The sequence below is a fragment of the Tessaracoccus lapidicaptus genome (assembly GCF_001693815.1).
GTDB lineage: Bacteria > Actinomycetota > Actinomycetes > Propionibacteriales > Propionibacteriaceae > Arachnia > Arachnia lapidicapta.
Genome location: NZ_MBQD01000002.1, coordinates 1 through 16,485 on the forward strand (window position 1 = coordinate 1; position 16,485 = coordinate 16,485).

Consider the following 16,485-nt stretch of genomic DNA (forward strand, 5'->3'; position numbering starts at 1 on the left):
TTCTCAGAAGCCGAACGCCGTGAAGCCCTCCCTGGATGGCTGCATGCCTACAATCACCACAGGCCCCACTCAGCCTGCGAGAACAAGCCACCCATCACCCGCTTGACCAACGTCCCAGGTCAGTACAGCTAGGCACTCCTCGGACGCCCCGTCAGCCGTCTCGCGGGCCTCCTGGAGCCGGTCGAGGGTCTCCTGGAGGGCGCGGGCGTCCTGGGACTCCGCCCCCGTCGCGAGCTCTTCGAGCGCCTCGTCGACCACGAGGTTGTACTCCGCCGCCCTGACGCATGCCGCGGAGACATCACCGGTCTCGGCTGTCGAGTCGTCCGCCGTCGGCGACGGCGACACGCTCGGGCTGGCGCTGATGACCGACAGCGCCTCCATCGGCGTCGCCCATCTGATGCTGAGGAGGAACACGCCCGCGGCCGCGGCCAGCACGATGCCTGCCAGGAGTCCGATCAGGATCATGACCCAGCCGCTGAATGAACTGCCCCGGCGCGAGGCGTTTCGGTGATCGCCAACTGTCATCGATCCTCCTGGTGGTGAGGTCGTCACGCGGCCCGACGGGGCACGGCGTACTGCGATGCTAGTTGTCACACGCGAGCTGGGCTGGACTTTTGCACAGGATCGGGGCTTGGGTCACACTCGGCCGGGGTGGCTAGGGGTCCCAGAGAGCCAGGACCTGCTCGCCTGCCTCGTGCAACAGCGCCACGTCATGCCAGAAGAGATGCCCGCCTCGGATTGTTCCGGCGCTGATGCTCATTCCCGTGGCCTGGGCCGATCGGAGCATGCGGTGAACGGAGGCTCGTGGCGACATGCGGCTGGTGTCCCCGTTGATGATCAGGACGCGAAGGTCCGGGCGGGTTCGTCCGATCGATGTCAGGTAGGCGGGGATGGTGGGCCAGCAGAGCGCGGCCGGCAGGAGTGCCTGGTCGAGGTGCGAGCGGGCCGGGCGCAGTCCTGGCGGTTCTGGATCCCAGCGTCCCACTGCATCGGGCAGGCGGTGGCTGAGGCGGGTCGACTCGTCCCGCTCTCGGAGTTCGTCGCTGGAGGCTTTCAAGAGCCGCCACGGGACCCAGGCCTTGATGGCGATCGGCTCAACGAGCGTGAGGGTGCGGATCGTCAGATCGTTGGTCGCTACCGATGTCGCGGCGGCGGCGACCGAGGCCCCCATCGAATAGCCGAGGATGTGGATCCCCTGGTCTGGGTCTGTGCCGACTGCCCTGAGGCCCGCGAGAGCGGATCGGAGCATTCGCCTCCCGACGGGGGCGAAGGATCCGCCGAGGAGAGCCGCACGCTCCCCCGGGCTCAGGCGGGTTCCGGCCGCACCCAGCCCGGGGCTCTCGACGATGACGATGCGCGCGGCGAGCTGCTGGGCCAGGCGTGTGAACAGTCCGTACTCGAAGGGCTCCAGCCATCCGCCGTACCCCATGAATGCGACGCACAGGCGCTCGGCGTCGCCGTCTCCGACGGCACCCCACTTGAGTCCCTCGCTGACGCCTTCTCGGGGTGCTCCCGCGTGGTTCACCGCCCGGCCGTTCGCGGTCTGGTCGCCATGTGATGGGTGAAGGCGAGGCGGACATCGGGGGCGTCCCAGAAGCGGGAGGTGTGGGTCAGGAATTCGGTGAGTGGGTCACGTTGTGTCCAGGAGAACTTGTACCCGGTCCGCGTACTGGGTCTGGTTTCCGTATCTGCGGCGTCGCTGAAGGGGTCAGAGCCGTCGGGTGGGGTGTCCCACACGTCGATGAACGCCTGGGCTGCGTCGTGGAGGTGTTCAGCGATCACGTCGAACTGATGGCTGCGGCGCACGGGCAGTTCGGGGGTGTATCCGACGATCTCGTGGAAGGCCTCCTTGATGGGGCGTCCGAAGGCGAACTGGTGTCGTCCCTCGCGCGCTCGCCGGTAGATGCGGTACCAGTCGAAGCCCGACGGGTTCTCGGCCGGGGTGATGAGCTGGCTGTCGCCCAGGGGGTTCAAGGTCAGCATCGTCATGAGGGGGCCGGCTGCGAGCTCCACCATCCGTTGTTGCATGGTGCCGACGGCGTCGGCTCGCCTGGACGAGCGGAGACGCTGTGCCATGTTCTCCACGGTGCTGTTGCCGTCGAAGAAGCGGGCGCCGAACCACGCCCAGGCCGCGGCGGCGAAAAGTCGGGAGGTCATGTCGGCGTACTCGACGAAGCTGTAGAGAGCCGAGCCGCGGGGGTCGCGCCAGGCTCGTTCCGTACGAGATCCCGTCGATGCGCGCACAGCCCAGGCATCCCAGTACTCCGGGGTGCTCATCAGTTCCCGGACTCGGAGCAGCACGCCCATCCCTGTTGCCTGTCTGAGGTCCAGGCTGACGCGGCTCGACGGCATCGAGTCATCGCTACCCGCGACATCGAGTCGCAATCGCTCGTCTCTGGGCAGGCCTTGGCTGGACTGGAGGTTGAAGTCGACGAAGATGGCGTCGTACTCGGCGAGCGCCTCGGGGGTGAGGGTCAGGAGCACCTCAACGGTCGGCTGCCAGTCGATCACGATGGGAATCGGCGGTGGCGTGCGTCGAAGGAGAGTGGCGGCGTCCTCGATCCGCCGATACCGGGCACCGTGGTCATCGAAGACGAGGAACTGCAGGTCCGGCCTTCTCATTGCCGGGACCTCGGTTCCGGGTGCCGAAGTGGGACCGTGATGGGCCATGTCGCACGCAGGACCTTGCCGTTGGGCATCGAGTCTTGCCGCAATGAGCCCCCCACTGCGGACAGGTGGCGGCTGATGCCGCCAAGGGTGTGTGAGTTGGCGAGGACCCCGTCGGGGATCAATGGGAGGGTGTCGCGGACCTCGACGACCAGGTTCTGGCCTTCTTGGCGGGCTGTCGCCAGCACGTGCCCGAACTGATCTGGCATGAGCGATGCGTAAGCCTGGACGCTGTTCGAGACGAAGGTCCGAAGGTACGCCGCCACCATCTGGTGATGCTTGGGGTCCAGCCCCGGGTCCAGGCGGATGTTCGTGTCCAGCTGAACGGCCCCGTTCTGGGCTTCGCGGCGGAGGAGTTCCTCAATCGGGGGGAGGAGCCCGCGACGGGGGTCCAGGCGGCCTCGTTGTGCTTGTTCGTGGATGAAGTCGACGTTGGCGATGTAGTGCTCGAGCTCCATGCGGGTCATGGGGTTCGCTACCCGTCGAGCGGCTTCCTGGAGCGATCCCTTCACCGGCTGGGTGAGGGCGTGGTATTCCAGGGCTGCGGTCTTGACGTTCTCCTCGTTGATCTGATCGCGAACAATGGCGGCCGCTGTGACGGCTCGGTCGAACTCCCGCTGCCTCAGGCCGACGTAGTATCCGAGACCCAGGGTCATCAGGGCGTAGGGGAGGGCCTCACCCCATGCTCCGGGACGGGCGGCGATGATGACCGCGAGCAACAGGGGTATCGGGATCCACAACAGTCGGATGGATCGCAGGACGGGCGTTGCAAGCCCGTTGCTGGGGGAATACGTGGCCGGACCCATGAGTGGTCCCAGACCACCTGACACGAGGTACATCATGGCGGTCGCGAGCGCCAGGACTTTTACCCAGCCACGGTCCGTGGTGGGCGGCTCGAGGAAGACCAGCACAAGCGTCAGCTGGAGCGAGCACGCGACAACGCCCAGCGCCGATGTGACGTTGGGAAGGAACTTCTCGTAGTTCCGGTACCACACCCGCACCGCCCGCCAGTACCACTGCCTCCGTCCGTCCCGACCGGTCGAGGAGCGTTGGGCAACAGCCTCGTACCGATGGCGCATGATCGGCTCGAGGTAGATCTCGAGGGCTACTTGGAGAGCACCGGGGATGAAGAACAGCCACCCGAACCACGGAAACCCGACCGCCGCCGAAGCGATGATCAACGTGACCAGGAGGACCAGGCGTGTGACGTAAGGCCGGTTCCGGTCCTGGTGGGAGGAGCGAGCATCGACGACGCGCGCGAACCAGGTGGATCGGGGTGCGGAGACGAAGTCGGCGAACAGGCAGGCAAGCGAGCTGCGATCCGCGGCCGAGGTGTCGGCGGCGTCGTCGACGGCTGTCTCGTCGGAGGTCTTCATCCGTGTCGCTCCTGCGCTCTCTGCTTCTCGCAGCACAAGCGTGGCATGTAGGGACCACGGCGTGTCCCGGCACCCCCGGTTTGCGCCGCGATCGGGACGCATCCCACCCGCGTTGCGTGATGCAACGCCACGGACGAGCGCACCGCTGAAGATGAGTCCTGCAATGCGGCGACAGGTGGTGGCCAGCCGCACTTGGGGGGAGCGGCTGGCCACCACCGAGCCTTCGTATCCCCAGGCGCATGCCACTGCCCCAGATCGGTAACAGCCAGACACATCTCCGACAGATACCCCATGGGGTACGCGACCGATCGGAGTACCGTGGAGGACATCCGAGCGGAGGCAGGTGAGCCTGATGGATTGGGACGACATGGGTGGTTGGCACGGAATGGGCGGCTGGGGCATGGGCGGCGGCTGGGGGCTGCTGTTCGGCGTGCTCCTGCTGGCGGGACTGGTGCTGTTGATCGTGTTGCTGGTCCGAGCCTTGAGCGGAGGAGTTCGCCAGGACCGGAACCCACCGCCGCCCTCGGGCTCCTCCGGCCCTGAGTCGGGGCCGGTGCGGGCCCGTCAGATCCTGCAGGAGCGCTACGCGCGCGGCGAGATCGACACCGAGGAGTACCAGGAGAGGTTGCGGAACCTCGGGGAGTCCTGAGGGTGCGGCCGATTCCCCGGCGCCGGGCCCTGCAGTTGGGAGCGCTCGGCACTGCCGGCGTAGTCGTGGGCGGGTGGGGCCTGGCCCGGCAGGCCAGCAGCCCTGGTTCGACGCGGACACCGTCGGGCGGGGGCACTGCCCTCACCCTCCCGTCGGAGCTGGTCAGCAGCGGCGGCGTGCTGCGCGTGGAGTTGGACGCCGCCCCGCGCACGGTGACGGTGGGCGGCGAACGGGTGACGATGCTGGGCTACGCCGACCACGTCCCCGGACCGACTCTGCGTCTTCGCCCCGGGGACCTGCTGCAGATCCGGTTGCGCAACGGCCTGGATGAGCCCACCAACCTGCACGTCCACGGGCTGCACGTCTCCCCAGAGGGCAACGGCGACAACCCGTTCGTGGTCATCGAACCCGGGCAGAGCTTCGACTACTCCTACCAGCTCCCACCAGACCACCCGGCAGGCACGTACTGGTACCACCCCCACCTGCACGGCACGGTGGCCGACCAGGTGTTCGGTGGCCTGTACGGCGCGATCGTGGTGGACGAGGACGAGCCGCTCCCGGTCGCACGCGAACGCGTGCTCGTGGTCTCGGATGTGTCCTTCGACGGTGCCGGCAATGTCCGTCCGGCCTCCCCGCAGGAGCGGATGATGGGACGAGAGGGTGACCTGCTGCTGGTCAACGGCCAGGTCGCCCCCGTGTTGGAGGGCCGCCCGGGGGAACGGGAACGGTGGCGGGTGGTCAACGCCTGCACCTCTCGCTATCTGCGCTTGGTGGTGGACGGACAGCGGTTCCAGCTCCTCGGGATGGACCTGGACCGCTCCCCGATCCCCGAGGAAGTGGACGAGGTGGTCCTCACCCCGGGCAATCGGGCTGACCTGCTGGTCACCCTCGCTGAGGGCACCACGACGGTCCGCACCCGCGGGTACGACCGCGGCGGCATGGGAGGCATGATGTCCGCCACCTCCGGACCGGCGACACTCGCCACGCTGGCTGCCAGCGGCGACGCCGTCGCCGAGGGGGGTCAGCTGCCGCAGCTCCCGCCGTCCCGGGACCTGCGAACGGGCGAGGTGGACCGCCGTCGGGAACTCACCATGGAGATGGGCATGGGGATGGGAATGCGGGGACGGATGATGTCCTTCACCATCGACGGCGGCGAGTTCGACCATGAGCGCACCGACCAGCAGGTGGCGGCCGGGACCATCGAGGAGTGGACCATCCGGAACACCTCCACGATGGACCACCCCTTCCACCTGCACGTCTGGCCGATGCAGGTCCTCGAGGAACGCGGCCGTGCGGTGAAGGAGCCGCGGTGGCGGGACGTCGTGGACGTCCCCGCCGGTGGCCAGGTGGTGGTGCGGATCCCGTTCGAGGGCCACACGGGCCGCACCGTCTACCACTGCCACATCCTCGACCACGAGGACCTCGGGATGATGGGCGTCATCGATGTCGGGTGAGCCGCCGGTGGAACGGGTGCGGTCACGGTCCTCCACTTCTTGATCGAAGCCGAGGGGAGAGTTGATCAGATCCATACGTTGCCAAGGGACAGTGGTCCTATCGGCCGGAAGGCCGGCACCCGAATGAAGGAGACCACCATGATCAGCAAGCGCAAGATCGCTGCCCTGGCCGCCGCGGCCGCGGCAGTCGTCGCGATGACCGCCACAACTGCGGGAGCAGTCGAACCCACCGGCCGCGAGTACGCCGACCACGTTCGCATGATGGCCCAGTCGGACATGGGCCTCGACGGCGCCCACAACCCCGGCATGCACCAGGGACTCTCCTGCATGGAGAACCACCACTCGTCCTGACCAGAAAGGTCAGCTCGTCACGCGATCCCCGCCAGACCCCAGGTCGGGCGGGGATCATTCATTGACTCAGGCTGCTCAACGCCACACCGGGGTGAAGGGAAGGGAGCCACCATGACCCGCGACGCACCGCGCCACATGCAGTAACTTCACCGCAGTCGCGTGGTGACCTCGTTGAGGAGTTCCTCGGGGTCGAGCCACATCGATGGGTAGTTGCCGTACCAGCGTTGGACTCCGTCGCCGTCGATGAGGACGAAGCCGTGGCCCGGCATTCCGGGGTGCATGCCCTTGTCGAGGACGTCGTAGGCCTTGGACACCGTCCCGTCGTCGAGGAGGTACGGGGTGGCGATGCCGAACTGCTGCATGTCGGGCAGGATCTGCTCGGCGGTGTTCATGACGATGGGCAGCACCGTGATGCCGGCTTGGGCGAACCCGGGGTTCTTCTCGATCTCGGCCATCTGCATGGTGCACGACGCGCAGCCGGCGCCTTCGTTGAAGTAGATGAGCACTGGGCTCGGGCGCAGGTCGCTGAGGGTGACGGCGGTGCCGGCTGTGGTGGTGAGCGTGAAGTCGGGGGCGAGTCGCTGGGTGTCGCCTTGTTCGGGGACGGCGGTCCACAGACCGTAACCGACGACTGCCAGCACGATGAGCGTCACCGCTCCGCCGATGATCCGGGCCCAGGTGCGGCGCTTCTTGTCGCGCTGCGTCTCGGCCTGCTGACGGGCCTTGAGTTGCTCGCGTCGGGAGGGTGCCGGGGCGGTGGGGGTCATCGAGGCTCCTGAGAGGGGACGGTCGCTGCGCCGGTGTCCGCCGGCGCTGTGTCGGGGCTGTCGCAGCAGGCGTGGGCGGAGACCTCGGGTTCGGCGCGTCGGCGGTCACGGAGGGTGGCGACGACGAACACGGCCACCAGTGCGAGCAGTGCCAGCCCGAGGACGGCCTCGGGGATGGGTGCAGTGATCGCGATCAGCCAGGCGAAGACGTCGGTGAGCCAGGCGCCCATTCCCACGAGCGGGGCGTCGGCGCCGGTCATCTCGGTGGCGCCAGCTTGACCGATCACGAGGATGCCCATGATCACGAACCCGATGGCGACCAGCAGGTTGACCGTGTTGGTGGCCAGCGCGAAGCGGCCGAGGTTGATGCGGATGGGCCTGGCGCGCAGGCTGCGCATCCGCTCGGGGCGCTTGTCCCACAGCAGCGCCATCACGAACAGGGGGATCACCATCCCGAACACGTAGGCCAGGCCGAGCAGGAGCCCGCCGACAGGTGAGGCGGACAGCGCGGAGAGGGTCATCACGCCTGCGAGGACCGGTGCGCAGCAACTGGAGGCGATGCCGGAGAACACACCCAGGCTGAAGAAGGTGGCGGTGTCGCCGCGTGAAGTGTTCGGGGCCCGCAGGAACGACGGCATCGACCACATCGCCCCGGACAGAGCCAAGAGGCCGAGGCCGATCATCAGCAGGCCACCGGCCCAATACAGGACCACGTGGTACTTGGCGATGGCGCCTGCGATCAGGCTGACGCCCATGGTGATCGGGACCAGCACCGCCGCCAGGCCGGCGGCGAACACGAAGGTCAGCGGGATGAGGCGCCAGCGGCGGTTTTTGGCCGCCGCGGCGAGGTAGCTGGGGGCGAGGAAGACGATGCAGCAGGGGGCGAACAGCGCGACGCTGCCGGCGAGGAACGCTGCCAGGACCCCGCCGGCGCTGAGGAGATCGGCGCCCATCAGCGGGCGCTCAGGTGGTCGACGAGCCGCGCCAGTTTGCCGCGCGGGATCCGCCCGTCGTGGAAGTGGCGCCCTGCCACCAGGGTGAGCGGGAACATGCCTGGGCGATGCTCGGCAATCAACGCTCGGCCCTCGGAGGACTCCGCCGGGACCGTCCTGAGGCGAAGCAGACCGGCACGGTCGAGGGCGTCGAGACGCTCGTGGGCGTCGTCGCAGAAATGGCATGCGGGGGTGGTCACCAGGGTGACATCGACCACGCCGGTCGGTGCTGACGGCAGGGCGGGTGCCGGAATTTCGTTCACGATCCCAGTCTCAAGCGCCCAGATCAGGGAACGGTTCAGCCCGGGTCAAGGTTCGGCCAAGATCGCCCCGCCGGCGCAGCGAGGGGGTGAGTTAGCGGGTGAGGTCTGCCAATAATGGCCGCATGGCTGAGCCCTGCACGAGCGTGTTGGTGATCGACGACGAGCGCCCGCTCGCAGCGATCGTCGCCTCCTACCTCAGCAAGGCCGGCTTCGACACCGCTGTGGCGTACACCGGCCCGGACGGGGTCCGCTCCGCCCAGGACCTGGATCCTGATGTCATCATTCTTGATCTGGGTCTGCCCGGCCTCGACGGCGTCGAGGCGTGCCGCCAGATTCGGCTGTTCTCCGACTGCTACATCCTGATGCTGACGGCCCGCGCCGACGAGGTCGATAGGCTGATCGGCCTGTCGGTGGGCGCCGACGACTACCTGACCAAGCCGTTCAGCCCCCGCGAGCTCGTCGCGCGCGTCAACACCGTGCTGAGACGCCCGCGCCGCCAGGCACACCGCACACAGCCGGCCGCCCCGCGCGAGTTCGGGCGTCTGCGGGTGGAAGCGGAAGGCCGCGTCTTGATCAAATCTTGACCTTCCACGGGTTGGCTCCCGGGCCCACGGTTCATAGCCTCGAGATCAGGGCCCGGCGACCATCGTCGGCCAGGAACGGAGCACCACATGTCACGCATGAAGCAGATCACCGCCACCCTGGCCGGGCTGGCCCTCACGGCCACCCTGGCGGCGTGCGCAGACCAGAGCGCCACTCCCCCAGCCGCGACCACCTCACCCACAACCGGTGCCGCGACGGCCACCGAGTCAGTGTCGGCGAGCGCTTCAAATGACGTCGCCGGCGAGCACGACGATCAGGACACCACGTTTGCGCAGATGATGATCATTCATCACGAGGGCGCCGTCGAGATGTCACAGCTGGCCATCGAGCGAGCCGACAACCCCGAGGTCGTCGCGCTGGCTGAACGGATCGCCGAGGCCCAAGGCCCGGAGATCGACCAGATGACCGAGTGGCTGGGCGCCTGGGGGGAAGACGTCTCCCCCGACGACCACGGCGGCATGGACATGGGCGGCATGGACATGAACGGCATGAGCCAGGAAGAGATGATGACTCAACTCGACGGCCTCACGGGCGCCGAGTTCGATCAGGCCTTCCTCGAGGCCATGATCGCTCACCACGAAGGCGCCATCAAGATGGCCGAGCAGCAGCTGGCCGACGGCCAGAACCCGGCTGCTCTCCTGTTGGCGCAGAAGATCATCGACGACCAGCAGGCCGAGATCACCGAGATGCAGGAGCTGCTCACCAGCCCCTGACCCGACGCAGGTGAACGCGCGATCTGAAAGCTCTGTTCTGTCCCTTTGTGGTCACTTTCGACCGAGGTGAAACATGCATGATTCCTAGTCAAAGGAGCTTGACCAGGGAGTTCGGCGTGGAGCATAGGGGACTCGAACCCCTGTCGAAACGCGTTTGACTGGGAGTCTAGCCAGCACCCGGCGCTGCCGTGCTATGAGCGTGCTACGAACGTAGGCCTGGGTCGACGTAAGCCAGCCACACTCCGCAGACTCCTCTTTGGGACCCCGGCACCTCTGGGCGTTGACACATATCATCCCGCATCGGATGATATGTGTATGCGAGTGACGGTCTCAGACGCTGCCCACGAGGCGGGGGTGACCACCCATCAGGTCCGCGCCGCGCTGCGCGATGGCACGCTTCAAGCCCAGCACGCCTTCGGCCGCGAGCCGGTCCTCGACGACATCGCCGTCATCGCCTGGAAACGATCACGCTCCCGGGGCCGGCGCTGGAGTCAGCGCGCCTCCCAGGCGGCACTCGACCTGCTCAGCACCGGGACCACGATGCACTTCACCGGCTCCGAACTGAGCCGACTCCGGCGCGTCTTGCGCACCGCCACACCCCACCACCTCGCGTATCTCGCCGGCGGTCTGGGCGGCACTTGGGCCAGATACCGCGGCCTCGAGACAGTGACAGGACTGGTTCCGATCGGCCCATCAGCGGTCAGCGACATCATCCGGTTCGACACGGTCGGCCCTCGGGAGATGTCCTTCGTGGAGGTCGACGACCTCAACGAGTTCGAAACCCGAGCCCTCGTCGCCCCTGACGGAGAAGGAGACCTCGGCGTCGTCGAGCGGCGACCCGACCGGCGAGTCGCCCGCGTCCTGCTCGATACCTATCTGCTCGGCGACAGCCGCGAATCGACCGCTGCCGCACAGGCACTCATGGAGCGCGCACGTGACCTCTGACCCGTTCGACCTGCTCGACGAAGTCGCCAGCGTCCTGCCGCCAGCTCACTGGATGCTGGTCGGCGGGCTGATGGTCCACGCGTACGCGAACCTGGCCGGTGTTGGGAACAACCGCCCCACACTGGACGCCGACATCGTCGTGGAGGTCATGGCCGCCGGCAGCTACCAGGAAGCGGCGTGAGCGATCCAACAATTGGGGTTCGAACCACACGACCCCGTCAATCCCGACGCCCTCAGCTACCGTTTCGACCGCGAAACCGACCGGATCGACCTGATGGTCCAGGACCGCAGGAGGGCCGTGCGGTTCCGGAGGAGGATCGTGCTGCAGGTGCCCGCCTCGGACTCGGCGTTGAGAAACACCGCGAGCTTCATCCTGCCTTCCTGTTCAGCCATCCGCATCCCCACCCTGGCCGGTGCACTGGCGCTCAAAGGGGCGGCCTGCGCCACCTCGTCGCCCAATCCGATCCGCCACGCACAGGACGGGCTGGTCCTGCTCGCCTGCGCCGACGCTCTCGGAGTGCCTACCTTCTCCAAGTCGCAGACCAAACACGTCAACCGGCTGCTCCAAGATCTGAACAGCATTGAGGCATGGAGCCTCGCCGGTCCGGCCGAGGTACGCCGCGCGATGCGCGCGGCCAAAGCCATCCGCCCCGACTGGCAAACTCCTGCATTCCTGGCGTCCGGCTAGTAGGACACGCGTCACGAAACCCCACCACTCCAGGGCACTCACACCACCGTGGGGTACCGAGCGAAGTGCGCCGTTGCTACGGGCTTCCTTCGCCGAGAACGGCGACGTTGCGGACGGGCGAGCGACCCCGATCGGCTCGGCGCCATCGTGGGCGCCGTGCGTTGGGGCGCCGTCACGTCGGCCGATGACAAGTCCTATCAGGCTCACTTCCGGTCGGGCGCGAACGTCGAGGCGTACCAACTGGAGCCGCTCCGCCGCGCTCTGGCAGCCCCGCGCACGAACCTGCTGTTGGCCGACGACGTCGGCCTGGGCAAGACGATCGAGGCCGGGCTTGTCATCCAGGAGTTGCTGTTGCGGCATCGTGCGCGCAGTGTGGTCGTGCTCTGCCCGCCGAGTCTGGCGGTCAAGTGGGCGGACGAAATGCGCGACAAGTTCGGCCTGGACTTCGTGATCGTGAACTCCGAGCGCATGTCCGACCTGCGGCGTAGCCATGGCCTGAACGCGAACCCGTTCCGGTTGTTCCCGCGGGTGATCGTGTCGATGGCTTGGCTTCGGTCGCCGCGCGCCCAGCGTCTGCTGCGTGACATCTACGCCGATGTCGACGACGACCGGACGGCCCGGCGGTACGCGTTCGATGTTTTGGTCGTTGATGAGGCACACCACGTGGCGCCCGCCCGCCCCTCACGCACCGGCCCGGCGCGCGGCTACGCGGTCGACAGCCTGCGCACCATCCACACCCGCGAACTTGCGGAGCGGTGCGAGCACCGGTTGTTCCTCAGCGCCACCCCGCACAATGGTCACAGCGAGTCGTTCACCGCCCTGCTCGAGATGATCGACAACCGGCGTTTTAGCCGCGGTGCCGACCTCGACGAGACCGCTCTGCGCGAGGTCACCGTCCGCCGGTTGAGGTCGGAGATCGCTTCGAAAAACTTCCAGACCCGAATCATCAAGCCGATCCAGTTCTCCCCCAGCGACGACGAGCAGGACCGCTTCGCTGAGTTCGACGACCTGCTGAGGATGAGCAAGAAGCTCAATGGCCGCGATCACGGCGGCGACCTGTCCGGCATGCTGCTCAAGAAGCGGTTCCTCTCAAGCCCTGTCTCTTTCGGCCGCACCCTCGTCGTCGGCGAGCGCACCGAGGCCGCCGTCGGATTCCGCCCCCCAGCCCGCCGTCACCCGCGATCCGGGACCTCCCGCCGCCGCGATCAAGGACGAGCCCGCCCGTGGGAAGTCGGAGGAGAAGAAGCCGACCGAAGCCGAGGAGGCTCGCGACAAGGCCAAGGGCAAGCCGGAGAACCCCGGCGGCTAGGGCCCGGGTGCGCGGCTCGCTATCGGCGTGAGCGGCCGGCCGGATCCTTGCGCCGGGCCACGTAGATCTCGCGGCCGATGATCGCCACGACGGCGAGGACGCCGATGCCCACACCGATGAGCAGGTCGCGCATCCATGGCTCCAGGACGAATGTGTCCGCCAGGTCGCCTAGCGGTGAGTCATCGGCCCGCGGCGGAATGTAGTCCACCCTGTGACCCCGCACCAGAAGCCTGTGGGTGTTGACGGCGTAGGGGGTGCAGGTGAAAAGCGTCAGCAGGTCCTCGCCCTGGACGACGGTCAGGTCCTCAACCTCGTTGGGCAGCACCACTTTGATCTGGTCCACCTCGTAGGCCAGGGTCTGGCCGTAGACGTCGACGAACACCAGGTCGCCCTCCTCGACGTCGATGAGGTGGTCGAACAGGGTGGCCGTCGCCATGCCGGTGTGGGTGGTGAGGACCGAGTGCGTGCTCTCCCCTCCCACCGGCAGCGACGTGCCGTAGAGGTGGCCGGCGGCCCGGCCGATGACGGCGTCGGTGGTGCCGTGCTCAACCGGCAGGTCGATGTTGACCGACGGCACCCGCACCCGAGCCATCACGGAGAAGTCCGACAGCAGCCCCAGGTACTCCCGATAGGCGGTGGAGCGTGGATCCGCGGAGACGTGCGTCAGCCATGGGTCGAGGATGGGCACCCCCTCGATGCGGCTGTTGTACTCCTCCGCAGCCGCGAGGTCAGCGCTGAGGTCGACCGGGTCGGCCTTCTGCACCTCGTTGTTGTACTCGAGCGCGAACTCGCGCTGCTTGTAGTTGTTGTACTGCGTGGCCAGGATGGGATACGTCAGGACCAGCACCCCGGCCAGCACGATGAGCAGGGGGATGAGAATGCCACTCGCCCCGCGACGCGTGGACGCGGCGCGCCGGGGCGCCTCCTGCGGCGGTACCTGGGTGGTCACGGTCGCCTCCTGTGGTGTCGAAGGTCGGTCACGATCCAGCTCAGGATCATCGCCACCGCCAGGGCGACGGCACCCACGCTCAACGCCAGGCGGAGCTGACGGTCGGGCGTCTCCGTGAGGTGGGCCAGGATGAGGAGCGTGGTGTGGACGGTGCTCGCCGTCGACGAGGTGACGAGGGCGTCGGCGGGTGGCGCCTCGACGACGCGGACGGCCCGAACGAGAAGGCGATGGGTCCAGCCGGGGTAACCGCGGCAGGTGACCAGAGTGATGAGATCGGCTCCGGGCACGGGGGCGACGGCGCCGATGTCGTCGGGCGCGACGAGATCGAGCGAGTCCACGCGGTAGGTCAGGGTCTCGCCCGCCACGTCGATGTGGATGAGGTCGGCCCCGGTGAGTTCGTCGAGCTCGTCGAACATGGGGGCGGAACGAAGCCCGGTGTGCCCGGCTAGGACCGCGTGGGTGCCGGCCCCGCCCACGGGGAGCGAGGTGCCGAACATGTGGCCGACGCCGGCGTCGAGTTGCGCGCGGGTGGCGTCGTGCAGGATGGGGAGGTCCACGTCGATGGCGGGGATCCGGATCCGGCCCATCGCCGGGGCGCCGGCGAGCTGCTGGAGGTACTCGGCGTGGGCGGCGTCGGGATCGGGGGCCCGATCCCCCCACGGGTCGAGCAGGAGCGCGGGAGGCAGGGCGGCGTTGTAGGCATCCGCCGCGGCGAGGTCCGCGGCGCGCTCCGCGGCGGGTTGCGCCTCCACCTGGGTGGTGTAGGTGGTGACCTGTTGCATCACCATGATGTCGGTGCGGATGCTCTCCGCGACGGGGGCGCTGAGCAGGAAAGCGCCCGCGGCCACCAGCGCGAGGCTGACGGCACGATGAAACCAGCGGCCACGACCAGGGGGGCGGGTCGTGGCCGCTGGCATGCCGGGCTGGTGGCGGGGGGGCTCCCCCGCCACCAGCTCAGTGTCCTGCATCAGATGGATGGCTGACCTTTCAGCCGTTCACCTTGCGACGCCGCGAGGACGCCACGTAGTAAGCGGTGCCGCCGCCGATGAGCAGCAGGCCGCCGAGGCTGAGGGCTGCGACGCCCTCCCCACCGGTGAGGGGCAGGTTGTTGCCGAGGTTGGACTTCTCGTTCTTGATCGGCAGGTTGGTCACGGCAAGCGTGTCGTTCGAGGTCTGCGAGATCTGGAACATGATCGGATCGGCGAGCAGGTTGTAGCCGGCCGGGGCCTTGGTCTCGACGAGGCAGTAGGTGAGCAGATCCGTCTGCGTCGCTCCGTCGTAGAAGTCGGAGGTCTGCAGGCCGTCGATGGTCGCGATGCCGTCCGTGCCGGTGGCCACGGCGGCCTTGACGGCGTTCGCCGCGACCGCGTCGCTGTCGTCACACGACTCGTTGTTGTTGGCGTCCTTGTAGACCGTGAACTCGGCGCCGGAGATGAGCGCGCCGCCGACCGCGTCGGTCTTGGTGATGACGAGGTCGCCGTACTTGCTGTACACCATGTTGGAGTCGATGCCCACGAGCGGCAGCATCGGCGGGGTGGTGTTCGGGGTCTCCGGGTCGAACGTGGCGCCGGGGTAGTTCTGGTCGAACCAGGCCTCGCTCGGGACGAGGGACGCCTGCGCGGGCACGATGCCGTTGGGGTTGTACTCCATGTCCATCATCGTGTTGATGGTCGTGTAGACCTCCATGTCCCGGTTGTCCTCGAGGATCATCAGGCCGGCGTCGGTGAAGACGACGGTCACGACGCCGCCCGGGGGAAGCGTGGCGCCCGGCATCACGGCGGTGGCCGGGGTGTTCAGGTCCGGAGCCCAGTACACGATGTAGTCGGTGCCCTGCGTGAGCGGGGTCGTGCCCACCATGATGTCGACGTCACCGGCGAAGTCGACCGTCGGGTCGAGGTCCTGCGTGATGACGTACTGGCCCAGCGACACGGTGCCGTCCGGGATGGAGGAGGTCAGCACGTAGTCGACGTCGCGGTAGATGCCGCCGTCGTCGGCGGTCGTGGTGCCCTTGTCGACGACCGCGAGGCTGATGTAGTCGGCCTGGTTCTTCGGGTAGACGTCGACGTCGTACATCCAGCGGCTGGTCGCGTCGGGGTTCGTCAGCGGCAGAGTGACGAAGAACGGCGCCGTCGGGGTGATCGACGAGGTAGCAACCTGAGCGCCCGAGGTGACGTTGATGACGTTGGTCGACGCCATGATGTCCTCGTTGACCAGGTACAGGCCCACGCCGTCGACCTTGGTGAAGGTCGCGGTGCCGGTGGCATCGGTGGTGACCGGGACCGCCGTGCCGAGGTAGTAGGTCGTCGAGCCGATCATGAAGGAGCCGGCGTTGATGTTGGCCTGGGTGAGGGTGTAGCCGTTGATCGCGGACGCGGCCTCCCAGCCGGCGTTCGAGGTCAGGTCGACCGGGAGGGTCTTGGCCGAGTCGGTGTACACCTGGTAGACGTCGAACACCACGCCCTGCAGCGCGGGCAGGCCGGTGACGGTGGTCTCGGAGCCGTCGCCGTAGATCGGCATGCCGTTGGTGTCGACCAGGTTGGCGCCGAGGTACTTGTGGATCTGGAGCTGGACGTTGGCGTCCGGGTTGATCAGGGCCTTGTTGGAGGTGTTCTCCTGGTTGACGCCATTGACACTGTACGGGTCGCCCGCATCGGCGAGGGCCGGGGCCAGGCCGAGCGTCGCGATCGCGATGGCCGCCAACGCGGCCCCGGCGATGCGAAGTGGTGTGCGCTTCATGGTTGTGCTTTCTCTAGAAGAAG

The 16,485-nt window shown here is 67.7% G+C and carries 20 protein-coding genes; 10 read left to right on the top strand and 10 right to left on the bottom strand.

The window, feature by feature from the left end:
• Window positions 1-132, top strand: a 132-nt coding sequence (locus BCR15_RS14180; RefSeq protein ID WP_141679962.1) for an integrase core domain-containing protein, incomplete at its 5' end; no start/stop codon positions are given.
• Here BCR15_RS14180 and BCR15_RS14510 read toward each other — a convergent pair.
• From BCR15_RS14510 to BCR15_RS00670, 4 genes are all read right to left on the bottom strand, one after another.
• The gene (locus BCR15_RS14510; RefSeq protein WP_078919926.1) at window positions 70-465 is read right to left on the bottom strand and encodes a hypothetical protein; all 396 of its coding nucleotides are present in this window, start codon (window positions 463-465) and stop codon (window positions 70-72) included. The two genes, BCR15_RS14180 and BCR15_RS14510, sit on opposite strands and share 63 nt — an antisense overlap.
• Window positions 466-655: 190 nt before the next feature.
• Entirely contained in the window at window positions 656-1,525 is an 870-nt protein-coding gene (locus BCR15_RS00660) for an alpha/beta fold hydrolase (RefSeq protein ID WP_068749515.1), read from the bottom strand.
• Window positions 1,522-2,622 (bottom strand): hypothetical protein, encoded by a 1,101-nt coding sequence (locus BCR15_RS00665; RefSeq protein ID WP_068749516.1) that lies wholly within the window; start codon window positions 2,620-2,622, stop codon window positions 1,522-1,524. The genes BCR15_RS00660 and BCR15_RS00665 overlap by 4 nt, the downstream gene beginning before the upstream one ends.
• Complete coding sequence (locus BCR15_RS00670; protein ID WP_141679963.1) at window positions 2,619-4,256, bottom strand: hypothetical protein; 1,638 nt, start codon at window positions 4,254-4,256, stop codon at window positions 2,619-2,621. The genes BCR15_RS00665 and BCR15_RS00670 overlap by 4 nt, the downstream gene beginning before the upstream one ends.
• A 139-nt stretch (window positions 4,257-4,395) precedes the next feature.
• Between BCR15_RS00670 and BCR15_RS00675 the strand changes: the two genes are divergently transcribed.
• The 3 genes from BCR15_RS00675 (at window position 4,396) to BCR15_RS00685 (ending at window position 6,497) form a co-directional block, all read left to right on the top strand.
• Window positions 4,396-4,692, top strand: a complete 297-nt coding sequence (locus tag BCR15_RS00675; RefSeq protein ID WP_078919925.1) for an SHOCT domain-containing protein — start codon at window positions 4,396-4,398, stop codon at window positions 4,690-4,692.
• Window positions 4,693-4,694: 2 nt separating this feature from the next.
• The gene (locus BCR15_RS00680; protein ID WP_068749518.1) at window positions 4,695-6,146 is read left to right on the top strand and encodes a multicopper oxidase family protein; all 1,452 of its coding nucleotides are present in this window, start codon (window positions 4,695-4,697) and stop codon (window positions 6,144-6,146) included.
• Between the two features lie 138 nt (window positions 6,147-6,284).
• Window positions 6,285-6,497 (top strand): hypothetical protein, encoded by a 213-nt coding sequence (locus BCR15_RS00685; protein WP_078919924.1) that lies wholly within the window; start codon window positions 6,285-6,287, stop codon window positions 6,495-6,497.
• 146 nt (window positions 6,498-6,643) lie between these two features.
• On the opposite strand, the gene BCR15_RS00690 is transcribed toward BCR15_RS00685, so the two are convergent.
• Genes BCR15_RS00690 through BCR15_RS00700 form a run of 3 tightly spaced genes read right to left on the bottom strand, consistent with a single transcriptional unit; the run spans window position 6,644 to window position 8,519 of the window.
• Window positions 6,644-7,264: a peroxiredoxin family protein gene (locus BCR15_RS00690; protein WP_068749520.1), complete on the bottom strand. Its 621-nt coding sequence runs from the start codon at window positions 7,262-7,264 to the stop codon at window positions 6,644-6,646.
• Window positions 7,261-8,217, bottom strand: coding sequence for a cytochrome c biogenesis CcdA family protein (locus tag BCR15_RS00695; protein ID WP_068749521.1), 957 nt, complete (start codon window positions 8,215-8,217; stop codon window positions 7,261-7,263). The genes BCR15_RS00690 and BCR15_RS00695 overlap by 4 nt, the downstream gene beginning before the upstream one ends.
• Window positions 8,217-8,519 carry a thioredoxin domain-containing protein gene (locus tag BCR15_RS00700; RefSeq protein ID WP_197971727.1) on the bottom strand — a complete coding sequence of 101 codons (303 nt, stop codon included), beginning with the start codon at window positions 8,517-8,519 and terminating at the stop codon, window positions 8,217-8,219. Before BCR15_RS00700 ends, BCR15_RS00695 begins: the two co-directional genes overlap by 1 nt.
• A 149-nt stretch (window positions 8,520-8,668) precedes the next feature.
• Here BCR15_RS00700 and BCR15_RS00705 point away from each other — a divergent pair, with 149 nt between their 5' ends.
• From BCR15_RS00705 to BCR15_RS00730, 6 genes are all read left to right on the top strand, one after another.
• A complete protein-coding gene (locus BCR15_RS00705; RefSeq protein ID WP_408647383.1) occupies window positions 8,669-9,103 on the top strand; it encodes a response regulator transcription factor in 435 nt (144 codons plus the stop codon).
• Between the two features lie 87 nt (window positions 9,104-9,190).
• Window positions 9,191-9,835 (top strand): DUF305 domain-containing protein, encoded by a 645-nt coding sequence (locus BCR15_RS00710; RefSeq protein ID WP_228383355.1) that lies wholly within the window; start codon window positions 9,191-9,193, stop codon window positions 9,833-9,835.
• A gap of 321 nt (window positions 9,836-10,156) precedes the next feature.
• Entirely contained in the window at window positions 10,157-10,780 is a 624-nt protein-coding gene (locus tag BCR15_RS00715; protein WP_141679964.1) for a hypothetical protein, read from the top strand.
• Window positions 10,770-10,961, top strand: a complete 192-nt coding sequence (locus BCR15_RS00720; protein WP_068749525.1) for a hypothetical protein — start codon at window positions 10,770-10,772, stop codon at window positions 10,959-10,961. Before BCR15_RS00715 ends, BCR15_RS00720 begins: the two co-directional genes overlap by 11 nt.
• A 12-nt stretch (window positions 10,962-10,973) precedes the next feature.
• Window positions 10,974-11,468, top strand: a complete 495-nt coding sequence (locus BCR15_RS00725) for a hypothetical protein (RefSeq protein ID WP_068749526.1) — start codon at window positions 10,974-10,976, stop codon at window positions 11,466-11,468.
• Window positions 11,469-11,615: 147 nt separating this feature from the next.
• Complete coding sequence (locus BCR15_RS00730; protein WP_068749527.1) at window positions 11,616-12,842, top strand: DEAD/DEAH box helicase; 1,227 nt, start codon at window positions 11,616-11,618, stop codon at window positions 12,840-12,842.
• On the opposite strand, the gene BCR15_RS00735 is transcribed toward BCR15_RS00730, so the two are convergent.
• The 3 genes from BCR15_RS00735 to BCR15_RS00745 form a co-directional block, all read right to left on the bottom strand.
• Window positions 12,797-13,726 carry a class C sortase gene (locus BCR15_RS00735; protein WP_068749528.1) on the bottom strand — a complete coding sequence of 310 codons (930 nt, stop codon included), beginning with the start codon at window positions 13,724-13,726 and terminating at the stop codon, window positions 12,797-12,799. The genes BCR15_RS00730 and BCR15_RS00735 overlap by 46 nt on opposite strands.
• The gene (locus tag BCR15_RS00740) at window positions 13,723-14,574 is read right to left on the bottom strand and encodes a class C sortase (RefSeq protein ID WP_176715158.1); all 852 of its coding nucleotides are present in this window, start codon (window positions 14,572-14,574) and stop codon (window positions 13,723-13,725) included. The genes BCR15_RS00735 and BCR15_RS00740 overlap by 4 nt, the downstream gene beginning before the upstream one ends.
• Before the next feature lie 139 nt (window positions 14,575-14,713).
• Entirely contained in the window at window positions 14,714-16,462 is a 1,749-nt protein-coding gene (locus tag BCR15_RS00745) for a SpaH/EbpB family LPXTG-anchored major pilin (protein ID WP_068749530.1), read from the bottom strand.
• Between the last annotated feature and the right edge of the window lie 23 nt (window positions 16,463-16,485).